This window comes from Undibacterium sp. TC9W (assembly GCF_049339865.1).
Taxonomy (GTDB): domain Bacteria; phylum Pseudomonadota; class Gammaproteobacteria; order Burkholderiales; family Burkholderiaceae_D; genus Undibacterium.
Genome location: NZ_JBMPPJ010000023.1, coordinates 22412 through 35525, shown reverse-complemented (window position 1 = coordinate 35525; position 13114 = coordinate 22412). Strand labels below are relative to the sequence as shown.

Annotated in this window: 13 protein-coding genes; 9 read left to right on the top strand and 4 right to left on the bottom strand. The window is 51.3% G+C overall.

Annotated features, from left to right (window positions below):
* Positions 1–491: 491 nt before the first annotated feature.
* Positions 492–713 carry a hypothetical protein gene (locus tag ACO0LN_RS24605; protein WP_422978424.1) on the bottom strand — a complete coding sequence of 74 codons (222 nt, stop codon included), beginning with the start codon at positions 711–713 and terminating at the stop codon, positions 492–494.
* Between the two features lie 143 nt (positions 714–856).
* On the opposite strand from ACO0LN_RS24605, the gene ACO0LN_RS24600 reads away from it, so the two are divergent.
* The 3 genes from ACO0LN_RS24600 (at position 857) to ACO0LN_RS24590 (ending at position 4634) form a co-directional block, all read left to right on the top strand.
* A complete protein-coding gene (locus ACO0LN_RS24600; protein WP_422978422.1) occupies positions 857–2191 on the top strand; it encodes a hypothetical protein in 1335 nt (444 codons plus the stop codon).
* A gap of 10 nt (positions 2192–2201) precedes the next feature.
* Complete coding sequence (locus tag ACO0LN_RS24595) at positions 2202–2603, top strand: hypothetical protein (protein ID WP_422978420.1); 402 nt, start codon at positions 2202–2204, stop codon at positions 2601–2603.
* Between the two features lie 339 nt (positions 2604–2942).
* Positions 2943–4634, top strand: coding sequence for a methyl-accepting chemotaxis protein (locus tag ACO0LN_RS24590; protein WP_422978418.1), 1692 nt, complete (start codon positions 2943–2945; stop codon positions 4632–4634).
* 27 nt (positions 4635–4661) lie between these two features.
* Here ACO0LN_RS24590 and ACO0LN_RS24585 read toward each other — a convergent pair whose 3' ends face one another.
* Together ACO0LN_RS24585 and ACO0LN_RS24580 are read right to left on the bottom strand one after the other, a co-directional pair.
* Positions 4662–5228: an SCO family protein gene (locus ACO0LN_RS24585; RefSeq protein WP_422978416.1), complete on the bottom strand. Its 567-nt coding sequence runs from the start codon at positions 5226–5228 to the stop codon at positions 4662–4664.
* A gap of 207 nt (positions 5229–5435) precedes the next feature.
* Complete coding sequence (locus ACO0LN_RS24580) at positions 5436–6923, bottom strand: MFS transporter (RefSeq protein ID WP_422978414.1); 1488 nt, start codon at positions 6921–6923, stop codon at positions 5436–5438.
* Between the two features lie 125 nt (positions 6924–7048).
* On the opposite strand from ACO0LN_RS24580, the gene ACO0LN_RS24575 reads away from it, so the two are divergent.
* From ACO0LN_RS24575 to ACO0LN_RS24565, 3 genes are all read left to right on the top strand, one after another.
* Entirely contained in the window at positions 7049–7939 is an 891-nt protein-coding gene (locus ACO0LN_RS24575) for a LysR family transcriptional regulator (protein WP_422978412.1), read from the top strand.
* A gap of 739 nt (positions 7940–8678) precedes the next feature.
* Positions 8679–9272 (top strand): hypothetical protein, encoded by a 594-nt coding sequence (locus tag ACO0LN_RS24570; protein WP_422978410.1) that lies wholly within the window; start codon positions 8679–8681, stop codon positions 9270–9272.
* A 1-nt stretch (position 9273) separates the two neighbouring features.
* On the top strand, positions 9274–10086 hold the full coding sequence (locus tag ACO0LN_RS24565; RefSeq protein WP_422978408.1) for a transglycosylase SLT domain-containing protein: 813 nt from the start codon (positions 9274–9276) through the stop codon (positions 10084–10086).
* Between the two features lie 72 nt (positions 10087–10158).
* Here ACO0LN_RS24565 and ACO0LN_RS24560 read toward each other — a convergent pair whose 3' ends face one another.
* Positions 10159–11142 (bottom strand): hypothetical protein, encoded by a 984-nt coding sequence (locus ACO0LN_RS24560; protein ID WP_422978406.1) that lies wholly within the window; start codon positions 11140–11142, stop codon positions 10159–10161.
* Positions 11143–11656: 514 nt separating this feature from the next.
* Here ACO0LN_RS24560 and ACO0LN_RS24555 point away from each other — a divergent pair.
* The 3 genes from ACO0LN_RS24555 to ACO0LN_RS24545 all read left to right on the top strand — a co-directional run bounded on the left by ACO0LN_RS24555 (position 11657) and on the right by ACO0LN_RS24545 (position 13049).
* Positions 11657–11974 carry an ArsR/SmtB family transcription factor gene (locus ACO0LN_RS24555; protein ID WP_422978404.1) on the top strand — a complete coding sequence of 106 codons (318 nt, stop codon included), beginning with the start codon at positions 11657–11659 and terminating at the stop codon, positions 11972–11974.
* Between the two features lie 2 nt (positions 11975–11976).
* Complete coding sequence (locus ACO0LN_RS24550; RefSeq protein WP_422978402.1) at positions 11977–12420, top strand: SRPBCC domain-containing protein; 444 nt, start codon at positions 11977–11979, stop codon at positions 12418–12420.
* A gap of 140 nt (positions 12421–12560) precedes the next feature.
* Positions 12561–13049: a hypothetical protein gene (locus ACO0LN_RS24545; RefSeq protein WP_422978400.1), complete on the top strand. Its 489-nt coding sequence runs from the start codon at positions 12561–12563 to the stop codon at positions 13047–13049.
* Positions 13050–13114 lie beyond the last annotated feature (65 nt).

Below are 13114 nucleotides of genomic sequence, written 5' to 3'. Positions count from 1 at the left end.
ATGGGTAGCGGAACTGTTTTGGGGCGGAAGTTAAAGGCACTAGCCACCCACAGTGGCTGGCATTGTAAAGTTGCCTTGTGACAAGTTAATGACGATGGTCCTGTAGGTGTTGCTGGAATTGCGGTCATGCTTCATTTGACCAGCATGACTTGCATAAAGCGGGGGAGTAGCAGCTGTCGTGAATTGCACTGCTGCCAGGTGTGATCGACTCGACGTCTCTTTTCATCGGTGCGTTGTCGGTAACGTCGAAAAACTTGACGGCTGGATCGGCGCACATGGACGTTGCTCTACAAGTTTGGTGCCTCCACTTTATGGGGGGGCAGCAAGAAATTGCAGAGGGGCGTGTCAGTTTATTTCTGACAAGTTATATATTTGGTTGATTGTGCATATAAATTGCTTTTAAGACACTTTATTTAAAAAAGAAAAGATACTATGCTGCAAGTGGTTCTGGTTAGGAGCATTGGTTCAATATTTGATTTACCGCACTTTGTCTAAATGCTGGAAGGCTTCGCCGCTCTTTTCTTTTCTATTGCTTCGCCTTGTATTTCTTCATGTTTTTTTGTCGCGGATAGCCACGAAATTGTTATTTTTTTAAGCTGTTGCGAATACGGCGAAAAGTTCAATTCTGTTTGCAAACGATTGTAATTTTCTTGCCATGTATCAATTTCTTTCTGTACTTTTTTGCGCAGGGTCAACAAACTAGGCATCATCATGTCAGGCGTTATTGGGCCGCAGGTCGTATCCCTTTTGGGACAGACTCCGGCTTTTTTTACATCTTGGCATCTCGTTAAATTTCGAATAATAAAAGGGGGGGAGTATGCTTGTTCAGCATGTTATAAAAACCAGGCCGCTTAAATTGGCGGTTGCGATCGCACTCATTTTCTCCTTGCCTGCTTATGCGGCGCAGTCGGATAAAGAAAGAATTGCAGAGCTGGAGAAAAAGCTGGAGCGTAGCCTGGCTGTGATCGATAAATTAAGCCAACGAGTTGATCAGCTTGAAGCACAGAAAACGATTGCAGCCAAGGTATCAGAAGGTGATGCTGAGTCGCGCGCCAAAATGAATGAGTCTGTCAAACTCGCAACGGAAACGAGCCAGCAGCAAGTTGCCCGTATTGATCAGTTGGAGAGAAACCTGGTTCAGGTATCTGAGCTGAGTGCAAAAAAACGGGAACTGGGCTTGCCTCTGCACGGCTTTGCTGATGTGGGTTATGTGCACACCTCCAAAGTGATCGATGGGAGAAAATCTGGTTTCGCACTTGGCAATCTTGATTTGTATCTTACGCCCGAATTTGGCGACAGGATTAAATCCTTGTTCGAGCTGACCTTCGAGTTCAATGAAAAAGGCGAGTCAGTAGCGACAGACCTTGAGCGCTTGCAAATCGGTTATACCTTCAGTGATGCGCTGACCTTGTGGGCTGGCCGCGTGCATACGCCTTACGGTTACTGGAACACTGCATTTCACCACGGCGCGCAATTGCAACCATCGATCTTAAGACCCAAGATGGTCGCCTTTGAAGACCAGGGCGGTATTTTACCCGCACACTCGGTTGGTTTGATGGCGAGCGGCGCTACCAAGGTTCAGGGCGGACGTCTGGAATATGATTTTGCTGTGGCCAACGGCAGCCGCATTGTTGGTGAGGCCGGTGACCAGGTGATCGACTATAACGCTGGCAAGGATGATAATTCCAACAAAGGGCTGGCTGCCAACGTGCGCTACCGGTTTTCTGGCAGTCTCGACGGTTTGACCGTGGGTATGCACGCGCTGACTCAGCAGGTTAATCAAGAAGGGACAGCGAATAAAACCGAGCTCAATATGTTGGGTGGCTTCCTTGTTTTTGATACCGATGACTGGGAAATCATCAGTGAGTACTACAAGTTCAGGAACAAGGATTTGTCTGGCAACACTGGCACCCACAATAGCTGGGCTGGTTTCTTGCATGCGGGCTATCGTTTTAACGACCTGATACAGCCCTATGCAAGACTGGAAAAGGCAAGCCTTGACCAAAGCGATAATTATTTTGCAGCACTCAGGAGCGGCCGCTCCTACAACCGCCAAATCCTGGGATTGCGCTACAACTTGTCGCCGATTTCTGCATTGAAATTTGAATTAGGTCAGACCAACGAGAAACAAGTCAATGGTAGCGAATTTAAATACAATGAAACGCGCCTCCAGTTCTCTGTTCGCTTCTAAGGAGATGAAAATGACATTTCTTAAATTTACCTTGGGTGCGATTTCTGGTCTGGCGCTTGCAATGCCGTGTGTTGCCGCTGATATTTATGTGATAGGTCATAAAGGCCTGGGTGTCGCCGGGGCGGATATTCGTGATGTTTTTGTTGGTGACAAGCAGGTTGAGGGCGGCACAAAAATTGTCCCTCTGGATAATTCAGCTGCACAAAAAGACTTTCTTGAAAAAGTCGTCAAAGTTGAGTCAGCCAAATATGCATCAATCTGGGCCAAAAAAGGGTTTCGAGACGGTTTGAACCCCCCTGCGGTTAAGTCGGGTGATGCTGAAGTGATCGCTGCCGTGAAGTCAACGCCGGGTGCAATAGGCTACGTGACGAGCAAACCGCCGGAAGATGTGAAGCTGATACAGAAGTACTGATGACAATAACACCCCCGGCATTTTCTGCATGATAGCCCGGGGGTGTTGCCTTACTGATCTTGGTCTTGATTTTATAGCGATCCAAACATGAAAAATCCCCCGTCCAGTCAACCTTGGTTTTTACGTCCTGGTGTTACTTTATTTAGGAACTTGCTGTTCAGGACGAAGTCTGTCCTGATTTCTGTGGCGTTTCTGGTGCCCATTTTTGTGCTCGGCTATTCATTTGTGCAATCAAAGTGGGAAGGAATAGCCGTTACACAAAAAGAAGTACGGGGCCTTGAGTACGCAAAGCAAGTATTGCCTGCTGTGAGGCTGAGCAGACAGTACCGCCGGTTTACCATGCAGGAGCAAAGTGAAGGTAAGACCCCAGCAGAACTGAAAGAGGTAAAAGCCAAGCTGGAAGCGCAATTTATTCTCATGCAAGAACAGGATAGAAAGTGGGGTGCCGAATTTAAAACTGACGATGATTTGGAAGCCGCATTGACAGCGTATAAGGCGGCGGCACCCGCTAGTGACGGCCTGTTCAAGGTTTTTGCCACGCACACAAAATTCAATAGTCTGATGGGGAAACTGCTCTCTGAAGTGTCTGACGGCAGCGGACTGACTCTGGACCCCGAGATCGATACTTATTATTTGATGGATGCAAGTGTCAATACCATGCCGGCGTTGCTTGAAGCGACTGCCAAAATGCGGGTGCTGGCGGCATCTGTTGCAAGATCGGGCAAGGACGTTGAAATAGCAGCACAAGAGCTGTCGCAGGAAGAGGGTCTGATTGATTATCTTGAAGGCGTGGTCCAGGCCGACCTGGCCAAAGTCATTGGCGAACACCCGGAATTAAAAGACAAGCTCAGCATAGATGAATCCCTCAAGGATATCAAAAAATTACGTGATACTGCCAGTGACGATGTTGGTAAGGGCGGGCCTGAAGCGGCAAACAAAATAGATGCGTTAGGGGCAAAAGTCATCAATGGCCTGGAAGCCATACAAGGTACGGCAGTTGATTACCTCGACCAATTCCTCAACAACCGAATCACTCGCTTCAAAACCGAGTTGTATTCTGGCATTGCCCTGGTGGTGTTCTTTATCCTGGTTGCTGCTTACATGTTCGTTTGTTTCTATCGTGCAATGAATTCGGGCATGTTCCATGTTGGTGAGCACATGCGCTTTATGGCTGGCGGTGATTTGTCTATCAAGCTCACACCTAAAGGTGCAGACGAGACCACGGCACTGATGCAAACCATGATGGAGATGCAGACAGCAATAGGAAACATAGTTGGCTTGATGCGCAATAGTTCCGGACAAATCGAGGCAAGTAGTATAGAAGTCTCTGCTGGGGCCGCAGATATGGAAGAGCGCACTGGGGTGACCTTGCAAAGATTGCAGACCACGGCATCGTCCATGGTGCAAATTTCCACGACGGTGCAATCTACAGCTGATAATGCGCAGCAGGCTACCAGGCTCGCCAAAGAAAATGCCAGTCTGGCGACCAAGGGCGGCGCGGTGATCACCGAGATGATGGAGACTATGGAAGATATACGTCAGTCTTCTCACAGGATAGGCGACATTATTAGCGTGATTGACGGCATTGCCTTCCAGACCAATATCCTGGCATTGAATGCTGCTGTGGAAGCAGCGCGTGCGGGCGAAGCTGGCCGCGGTTTTGCTGTGGTGGCGTCGGAAGTGCGCTCACTGGCACACCGTTCTGCAGAAGCTGCGAAAGAAATCAAGCAGTTGATTGGAGAGAGCGTCGATAAGGTTGAGGCCGGTAACACTACGGTGCAAAATGCTGGCGTGACCATGGAGCAAATTGTTCAATCGGCCGAGGGAATCAGTCATTTGCTTGGCGATATCAGTGCCGGTGCGCATGAGCAATCTCTGGGGGTGAAAGAAGTCGAGCGTGCTGTGCAGGAACTTGATAGCATGACCCAGGAAAATGCCGCTTTGATCGAGCAGACATCGGCTACGTCAGAGAACCTGCGTGATCTTGCCGTTGAGCTGGTCCATGAGGTGCAACGATTTAAACTTGGTTGACGCCTGTCTTTTTCTGCCTGCTCTGTTTCATTTGCTGGCTGGTAGTCCTTGTACAAACTCTTCAAGGTTACCGCCAGCATTTGTCATGTTGCGGATGACATTGCCGTCTTTGTCCAATAGCGTAATCATGAAATCATGAATGACGTGGTCGTGGTAGATCCAGTAGTTGATCCCCAGATTCCCGGCCAGGGATTTGGTATCAGCGGGGTTGCCCGATAAGAACGACCAGTTACTGCGTTGCAGCTTGCGCATCTGTCTGAAGTCTTGCCAGTCTTCTGGCTTGTCTGATTTTGGATCCAATCCCACCACAATAAAATTCGCATCGACATGACGCTGATCCAGGATGTTCTGGATTTGCTCCATGCGGAAAATCGTCGTTGAGCAAATCCGCTTGCACGCACCGTAGGCCATCGCCAGCACCATGGGCTTGCCACTATACGTGGCAAGCTTGACTGCTTGTGTTTTTTCGGTTTTCCATTGCAGCGGTAATTGATAGAGCAGGCCACTGGCAATGGCTACATTGCAATCTGCCAGCATCAATAACAGGCTTGCGCCGATGAGAAGTTGTCGTCTTGCCTTGACTGTTTTTTGCATGACGACCTTTCTTTGTAACTTGACTTCGAGTCAGTGTAGTGAGCATTGTCGTATTGTTCCAGAGATTGTTGCTTCTGTGCACGCCCGAATGAAAACTTAACATTCGGTCCAGGCTGGCAGAAGAGCGTTTTATTCATTTGTAGGGATGTGCGCAAGCAGGATAAATTTTTCTTGTTGATGAAATCTGTTTGGGAGCAGGGGCATCTCTCACACATCGCAGCCGTGCTCACCTCGTTTACTTATCAATGGCCCGGTCGCAGCCAAACCCAGTGCAAGGAGCAGCATAAAACTCGCCACCAAAAAACTGATGCGCATGCCGTAGGCAATGGCGACGGGAGATGCAGTCCGAATATCCATGCTGCCTGATGCCCAGGCGAATACTGCCCCCATCAACGTTGCGCCGGTGATCAGGCCAAGGTTGCGGGAGAGGTTGAGCATGCCGGAGACAAGGCCGCGCTGGTTGGGGGCAATGTCTTGCATGACGGCGGTGTTGTTGGCCGCCTGGAAAAGCTGGTAGCCGGGTGTGAGGATGGCTATGGCGATGATGTAGCCGGTGATTCCTAGGTTAGCGGGCAGCAGGGCGAGGGCGAATGCACCTGTGACCATGGCGACGAGCCCGGTGGTGACTGTGGCTGGTGCACCCATGCGATCTACAATGCGGCCTGCGACGACACCGCTGCAGGCAGAGATGACAGGCCCGATGGACATGAGCAGGCCGACCATGGCATCGCTGAGTGCCAGTGAGCGTGACAGGTAGAAGGGGCCGACCACCAGCGTGGCCATCATGACGGTGGCGACCAGGGTATTCATGGCCAGGCTGGTGCTGAGTGTGATGTCGCGGAACAGGGCGGGGCGTATTAGTGGTGATGCGACTTTGGTTTCTACCAGCATGAACAGGGCGGCACCAAGAATGGCTGCCAGCAACAGTGCCAGGTTGAGCACTCCAAAATGGCCGCGGCCCAGGGTCATGGCGAGGGCGTAGGCGGCCAGGGTCAGGACCAGCAAGAGCGTGCCTATGTGGTCAAAGCGCGCGCTGGCTTTGTTATTGGCTTTGTTATCGGCTTTGTTGCTGGCTTGCTGGTCTTGCGGCAGGTAACGTCGTGCCAGAAAAAAACTCAGGATGCCCAGCGGCAGATTGATCAGGAAGATGGCGCGCCAGTCGATACCTGCAATCAGTAAGCCGCCCAGCGAAGGGCCAAGCGCAGTACCAACGGCAGACATGGTGCCCAGTAAACCCATGGCGCTGCCGGTTTTTTCTTTGCTGACGGTTTCACTGACAAAGGCCATTGTTAGCGCCATCATGATGGCAGCACCCAGGCCTTGCAGGGCGCGGGCAGCGATCAGCATATTCAATGTGGGTGCTGCGCCGCACAGGGCAGAAGCTACCGTGAACAGGGCAATGCCGGCCAGTAACAGGCGTTTGCGCCCCATCATGTCGCCCAGGCGCCCCACGCTGACGATGAGGGTGGTGATGGCGAGCAGGTAGGCAACGACTACCCATTGTACTTGCTGGAATGAGGCATTGAATACGTGGGTAAGGCTTGGTAATCCTACATTGGCGATACTGGTGCCCAGTGAAGACAGCAGCATGGACAGCGACAGGCTGGCGAGTATCCAGCGGGCAGAGGCTGATATTTGCTGGCTGCCTGTTTGGCTCGTGGCAGTCGCAGGGATGGATTCTGGTATGGCTTTCATTTTTTGCTTGCGTGGGTGGCGATACCTGATCATAGGCTTTTGTCATATATGGCGGAAGACGCACGGTTTGCACTTTATTCATGCGTATGACGCCATATCACTTCAAAGGGCGTTAGAATAAATGCATGTCTATCCCCGACCTGAACCTGTTGATTACCCTCGATGCCGTACTTGCCGAAGGCAGCGTGGCGCGTGCTGCTGCCAGGCTGCGGCTAAGTCCATCTGCCATGAGCCGCGCGCTGGCACGCCTGCGCGAGACCACGGGTGACCCTTTGCTGGTCAGGGCAGGGCGCGGCCTGGTGCCCACACCCAGGGCGCTGGAATTGCGTGAACAGGTCTGTCAACTGGTGCAGGATGCGCAGGCGGCATTGCGCCCGGTAGCTGAGCTTGATCTTGCGAAATTGACGCAGACTTTTACCCTGCGCACCAGCGATGGCTTTGTCGAAAACTTTGGCCCCGCCCTGATCGCACGCGTAAGTGCAGACGCGCCAGGTGTGCGCCTGACTTTCATGCCCAAGCTCAACAAGGACAGCGCGCTCTTGCGTGATGGCACAGTCGATCTGGAAACCGGCGTGGTCGGCGATTCCATCAGCCCTGAAGTACGTACCCGCGCCTTGTTCCGTGATCGTTTTATTGGTGTCATGCGCATGGGGCATCCTTTGAGTCAGCTTGTGATGACGCCAGCCGTGTATGCATCTGGCCAGCATGTGCTGGTGGCTCGCCGCACGCAGAGCAAAGGGCCGATGGCGGATGCATTGAAGCCGTATGGACTGGAGCGCGATGTGCTGACTACCGTGGGAGGCTTTTCTGCGGCGCTGGCCTTGGCGCGGGCTTCTGATTTGATTGCTACTGTGCCTGAGCGACACACGGGCAATTTGCGGGCGGGCATGCATAGTTTTGAGCTGCCATTTCTTGCGCTGGAGATTACTGTCTCTATGTTATGGCACCCGCGTATGGATGCTGATCCTGGGCATCGGTGGTTGCGGCAGTGTTTGTGGGAGGTTTGTGCGGGGTAGGGCGGAGATGAGTGGGACTTCTGTCAGCGGACGCGCTTAAACGTACTTCACGGCTTAACGATACTGGATGCCAGATCGAGTCTCACTGCTGCCCGGAATAATTATCTTGACTCATTTGGAGAGTCAAGTACGAACAGCGTCGCGGCGATTCTTCTACGTCGAAGACTTAATTCTGCAATTGAATAATTTTTGCCAGCGATCATGCTTGAAGCTCCTTCCCCTTCAAGGGGAGATTTGTGGGAATTCGCAAAGCGAAGCTTTGTGCCACAAATATCTAAGCCGCTTGCAAGCGGCGCGGTGGAATGGTTGGGATGGGGATGGGTTTCTGTAGCAAAATCATGTACAGCCAATCGACCGAAACCCATCCCCACCCTAAGCCGTCCACTGCGCCGCTTGCAGGCGGCTAAGATTCTGTCGGCACAAAGCATGCTTTGCGAAACCCCGACGACATCCCCTTGAAAGGGAGGGAATTTACTCGTTATTGTTTGTCAAGGACATTATTCTGGACAGCAGTGAGATCGAGTCTGGCATGACGGTTGGGGGGGGGGCTGGTGCTTGGTGGTGGAGATTGCCGTGTGTTGGCGAGCACGGCAAAGGCTATATTTATCTGGCACGGATAATCTATGTTGGCTGCCGCTTCTAATTTTATATAAAAACAAAAGTAAAATATATTTTGTTGTAGAATAGGTACCGCTGACGCTTTTCCCCCCTTGCCACATACTTCAAGAAGTGGATGCCTATGAATAACTACTTTCCTGGCAGTTTTCGTTTGTTGAGCAGTCTTGTTCTTGGAGCAGCCTTGTTGCCTGCTATTGCCATTGCGCAAGTGACGGCCAAATCAACTACCTATATCACTGAAGCCAGCCTGCATTGTGATGAGCTCGATGTCACTGTCGAAACCTATTGCGAAGCTAATGAACGTCTGGATGGCGCATGCTTCCTGCAAAAGGTGAAGCTGCGCCAGGCGGGCACAGACAAGTTTTCTGAAAAACTGTACCTGTATGAAGATTACCTGAAAGACCGTTCACTGATTACGCAACTGGCTTGCGTCAAGGGTAAAGGGGGCAAAGGTAAAGAAGACAAGGGGCGGAACAAGATCGTATTGAGTTCCACCAATCTCGGTAACTGCAATTCTTGCGAGTGGGATGACTATTTTTCTGATACTGGTGTCTTCCTTGGGTCCAGCCGCGAAAAATTTGGCGCGACGAATTTCAAGCCCAGGGCCCTGCCCGGCAATCTTCTGCAAAAGCACGGTTTTGTGCTGGACGACAATGGACGTTTCACTGAAATTGAAAAAGTATCAGTAAAGCGCATACAGCGCGAGGGGAAATAAGATGACAGGCGCAAAACATCATAAAACCAAGAACTTTAGCCATAACGGCGATCCACTGACGGCAGACTCCCAGGGCGACAGTCGCACCTGGGGGGACGCGAATGATCACGTCAAGTTTGAAGTGCAAAAAGAAATTGTGCAGCAGGCGGGCAAGGCCAAGCTGTCGCAAAAGGACACTGCCAACCTGCTGGCGCTGGCGGAGGTGGAGTCTGGCTTCAACCCTGACGCTGCAACGACTTCGCGCAAGTCGTCTGCCTCTGGCGTGTTTGCGATTACCGACAGCACGGCCAAAGATGCAACAGAAAGGCTGAGCGGCACCAAGCGCATAGGTGGTTATGAGGTGGCCGACAAATACGACAGATTCAACACGGCATCGAATGTGTCTTTCGGCATTGCGGTCTATCTGGATAAAAAGAAGGTCGCTGGTTCTGATGATGTCGGCGATATCTACAAGGCCTGGAATACCAACCCGGCAGAATACAATAAATTGCTGACACGCCTGGACAAACATGCGACGCAATATGACAAAGACCTGACCAACAAGGTCTGGGATGGCCCAGGCCCGGCAGCACCCGTCAAACCCGCAACGCCCGCCAAGCCTGGTGAAACAGCAGAGCCAGCTAAATCCACCAAACCAGAAGTAGAAACACCAAAAAAATCTGGCGATGTGTTGTCATCCATCCCGCTGTTGAACAAGGCGGGGCAGGATGCCGACAAAAACTGGAATATGCTGATGGGTACGGATTCACCCTCCAGCCGTATGATGATGCGGGTGCCAGAGCCGGTCAAGAAAGAAACTGTCAAGCCGCAATAGCTTGAAAATAGATGCGAGTATATGGCGGACGCTGCGAGGGTTTCCGTCATAAATATCATTGTCTGCGTAGTTCTACGTTTTCCGTAATTGGTCCCACGTAGTTCCAAACGCCCACTTGACGCTCCGTATGCCGCGTTGCATGGCATTGCCCAACATCAGCACTTGTTCGCCTTCTACATTTGTGCCACGCAAAGTTGGGTCGAGAATTTCAAATGCCCGGCCAGCCTGGGTTGGGCGATACGGAAAAGCTATTTTCAACTGCAACGGCGATGTGCCGTAAGTATAAAGAATGACTATCACCGCATCGAAACGGCCTTCTTCAATATCAGCGTAACCATCATAAGAAAACACTTGCCATGTTGCGCCGTCCTGGTTTTTTTCCAGGCAATCAACACCATACTGCAAAGCCTGTTCAGGGCTTTCACCTGGCAGGCCAGACATCAGCGCGCACCAGGACATGGGCGCAGTTGAGCGCAGCATCAAGGGTAGCACTGCACCGCCGTCAGCCGCCATCATCATTTGCCATGAGGCAGTCCGCCCCAGGGCCTGCATGCCTGTCCACCAAATGACAGGTGCGTTACGCTCGAGTTGCTGTATCAGGCTTGTGACATAGTCTGCAGCTTTTGATTGCTGGCTGTCTGCAAATATCTCTGCTTCTATCCAATCCAAAGGCATAAATGCGACGCCCTGGTCAGGCGCAAGGGCAATCAGCCGGGCAAACGGCTCGTTGGGTAATTGCATGCCAGCCGGTAATTCCTGGAGTGCCGATGCCTTGTCATGCCAATCGATATGCGCGCCAGTACGGCGACGCAGGACTTCAATCACATGATAGGCAATCAGGGCGCAAAAGTTGCGACCTTGCAGCGACCCTTGCATGTCTTCTCGGGATGGCTTTACACGTTCCCGCATGGCCGCAAATAATTGGTCCAGCCGCTGTAAACCTTTGTCCGAATAATCAAGCTGGGCTTGCTGCAAAGCTTTGGCAAATTTCCAGCCACCTTCTATTTCGCCACCGCTGGCATAGGCATCCAAAAAACTTTTGGCTATTTCATTCATGTCGCAATCTTTCGGTGTGTTACTGAGGTGCCCAAGGTAAAAGTATCTGCTGTCTTTCGTCTTGGGAACGCCATTTTTTAGATGGATTGTAACGTATCAGTCAAATAGCAAAGATGTTGCCACCCATATTGAGAGGATAAGATTAAGTGATCAGGGCTTAAAAGAATTGCTCTGACCGATGTCCCAAATTTATAGTGTGGCTTATGACAATACCTGCTAAAGAATTGAAAAATAACCACAGGCTGCAAGCATCTGGCGTGTACTTGAGCAGGGCCTCATTGCTCTTGGTATCGCGATTTTCATGATACTCAAGCCAGCATTAATGCTGGATATTTTCTCGTAAAGAAGTTTACTGTTCGCGCATACCTTCCAATCATCAAGAAAGCCTTGCTTGACATGCAGGCATTTGCCTGCCTATAATTGGAAATGCAGGTGTTTGCCTGCATATTATTGTGTTTCAGCCATACATGTCCTGTACATGAAGCCCGTTTAAATTTTCAGATGCTATACATCAATGACAGAAATAGACAAAGTCTTCAAGGCACTGGCTGACCCCAGTCGTCGCAAATTGCTCGACAGCTTGCATGCCAAAAATGGGCAGACATTGGGCGAGCTATGCAATGAGCTGAATATGGCGCGGCAGTCGGTGACCCAGCATCTGGGTTTGCTCGAAGAGGCCAATCTGATTTCTGTCGAGCGTCAGGGGAGGGAGAAGCTGCATTACTTCAACCCTATACCTATCCATGAGATTTATGAGCGCTGGATACGTAAATTTGAACGACCCCATCTTGAGGCCATGCACGACCTCAAAACCAAACTGGAAAGGAAGTGATCATGAACCAAGAGAAGTTTGTCTATGTGAGCTATATCGCCACGACAACCGAGAAAGTCTGGCAAGCCTTGATGGACGGTGAGCTGACCCGGCAATTCTGGAAAAGCGAAATCGTCTCAGACTGGACACCAGGTTCAAGCTGGCAGCATATTAAGGATGATGGCAAGGGCACGGTAGAGCATGTGGGCACGGTGCTTGAATGCATACCCGGCAAGCGTCTGGCACTGACCTGGGTGGGGCCAGCGAATGCGGCAGACCCGGCCAAACATTCAAAGCTGGCGATCGATATTGACAAGGGTGATCCCAAGTCGGGTGAACTGGTGCGCCTGACGGTGACGCATGAAGAGCTCAGCCCTGAAGTGCATCGCGGCATCAGCTTTGGCTGGCCGCTGGTATTGTCCAGCCTCAAATCACTGCTGGAAACCGGGCGTGGCATCGATTACTGAGCTGGTTTTTGCGAGTCTGCGCAATATTGGCTTTATCGCCTGATCGTGCCTGATCGCGCCTGATATTGTCTGGTTGACCATCCCCCCTGGTCATCGTATGCTGCTGCTTGATTATCTTTGCGCAGGAGCGTACATCTTTCATGCCGGTTACTCCATTTCATTTTGGTCTCGGTGCTGCCCTCAAAGCGGCAGCGCCGCGCCACGTCAGCTTTTTGTCTTTCGCTGCCGTGAATGTGTTCATTGATGTGGAGTCTGTGTATAACCTCATGCATGCGCGCTTCCCTGTGCATGCCTTCTTCCATACCTATCTTGGCGCACCTTTGATGGCGGGTTTTACGGTTTTGCTTTTCCTGCTGGCACGCTGGTGCGCGCGACGATTTTATCTGCCCAATTTTAATCACTGGCAGCAACTGACGCTGCTGCAGGTTAGCATGGGCGCCTTGCTTGGTGCCTTGTCCCATGTGGTATTCGACAGCATCATGCATGCAGACATACGGCCCTTGCATCCTTACAGTGATGAAAATGTCTTGTATGAAATCTTCCCTTTGATCTACCTGCATTTGCTCTGCGTGTTTTTGGGTGTGCTGGGCTTGATAGGGGTGTATGTGCGTAAGGCGGATGAAGTTTGATGTCTTGATCCACCTTGGCGCAACCGGATTTTTTTTAACAGGAGGGTAGTTTTGCCTTCCAGCGA

Excerpts from the sequence above, each read along its gene's own strand:
- ACO0LN_RS24590 (WP_422978418.1), top strand. The coding sequence starts at position 2,943 with ATGCAGGAGCAAAGTGAAGGTAAGACCCCAGCAGAACTGAAAGAGGTA.
- ACO0LN_RS24570 (WP_422978410.1), top strand. The coding sequence starts at position 8,679 with ATGAATAACTACTTTCCTGGCAGTTTTCGTTTGTTGAGCAGTCTTGTT.
- ACO0LN_RS24605 (WP_422978424.1), bottom strand. The coding sequence starts at position 713 with ATGATGATGCCTAGTTTGTTGACCCTGCGCAAAAAAGTACAGAAAGAA.
- ACO0LN_RS24545 (WP_422978400.1), top strand. The coding sequence starts at position 12,561 with ATGCCGGTTACTCCATTTCATTTTGGTCTCGGTGCTGCCCTCAAAGCG.
- ACO0LN_RS24595 (WP_422978420.1), top strand. The coding sequence starts at position 2,202 with ATGACATTTCTTAAATTTACCTTGGGTGCGATTTCTGGTCTGGCGCTT.
- ACO0LN_RS24565 (WP_422978408.1), top strand. The coding sequence starts at position 9,274 with ATGACAGGCGCAAAACATCATAAAACCAAGAACTTTAGCCATAACGGC.
- ACO0LN_RS24580 (WP_422978414.1), bottom strand. The coding sequence starts at position 6,923 with ATGAAAGCCATACCAGAATCCATCCCTGCGACTGCCACGAGCCAAACA.
- ACO0LN_RS24555 (WP_422978404.1), top strand. The coding sequence starts at position 11,657 with ATGACAGAAATAGACAAAGTCTTCAAGGCACTGGCTGACCCCAGTCGT.
- ACO0LN_RS24550 (WP_422978402.1), top strand. The coding sequence starts at position 11,977 with ATGAACCAAGAGAAGTTTGTCTATGTGAGCTATATCGCCACGACAACC.
- ACO0LN_RS24560 (WP_422978406.1), bottom strand. The coding sequence starts at position 11,142 with ATGAATGAAATAGCCAAAAGTTTTTTGGATGCCTATGCCAGCGGTGGC.
- ACO0LN_RS24575 (WP_422978412.1), top strand. The coding sequence starts at position 7,049 with ATGTCTATCCCCGACCTGAACCTGTTGATTACCCTCGATGCCGTACTT.
- ACO0LN_RS24585 (WP_422978416.1), bottom strand. The coding sequence starts at position 5,228 with ATGCAAAAAACAGTCAAGGCAAGACGACAACTTCTCATCGGCGCAAGC.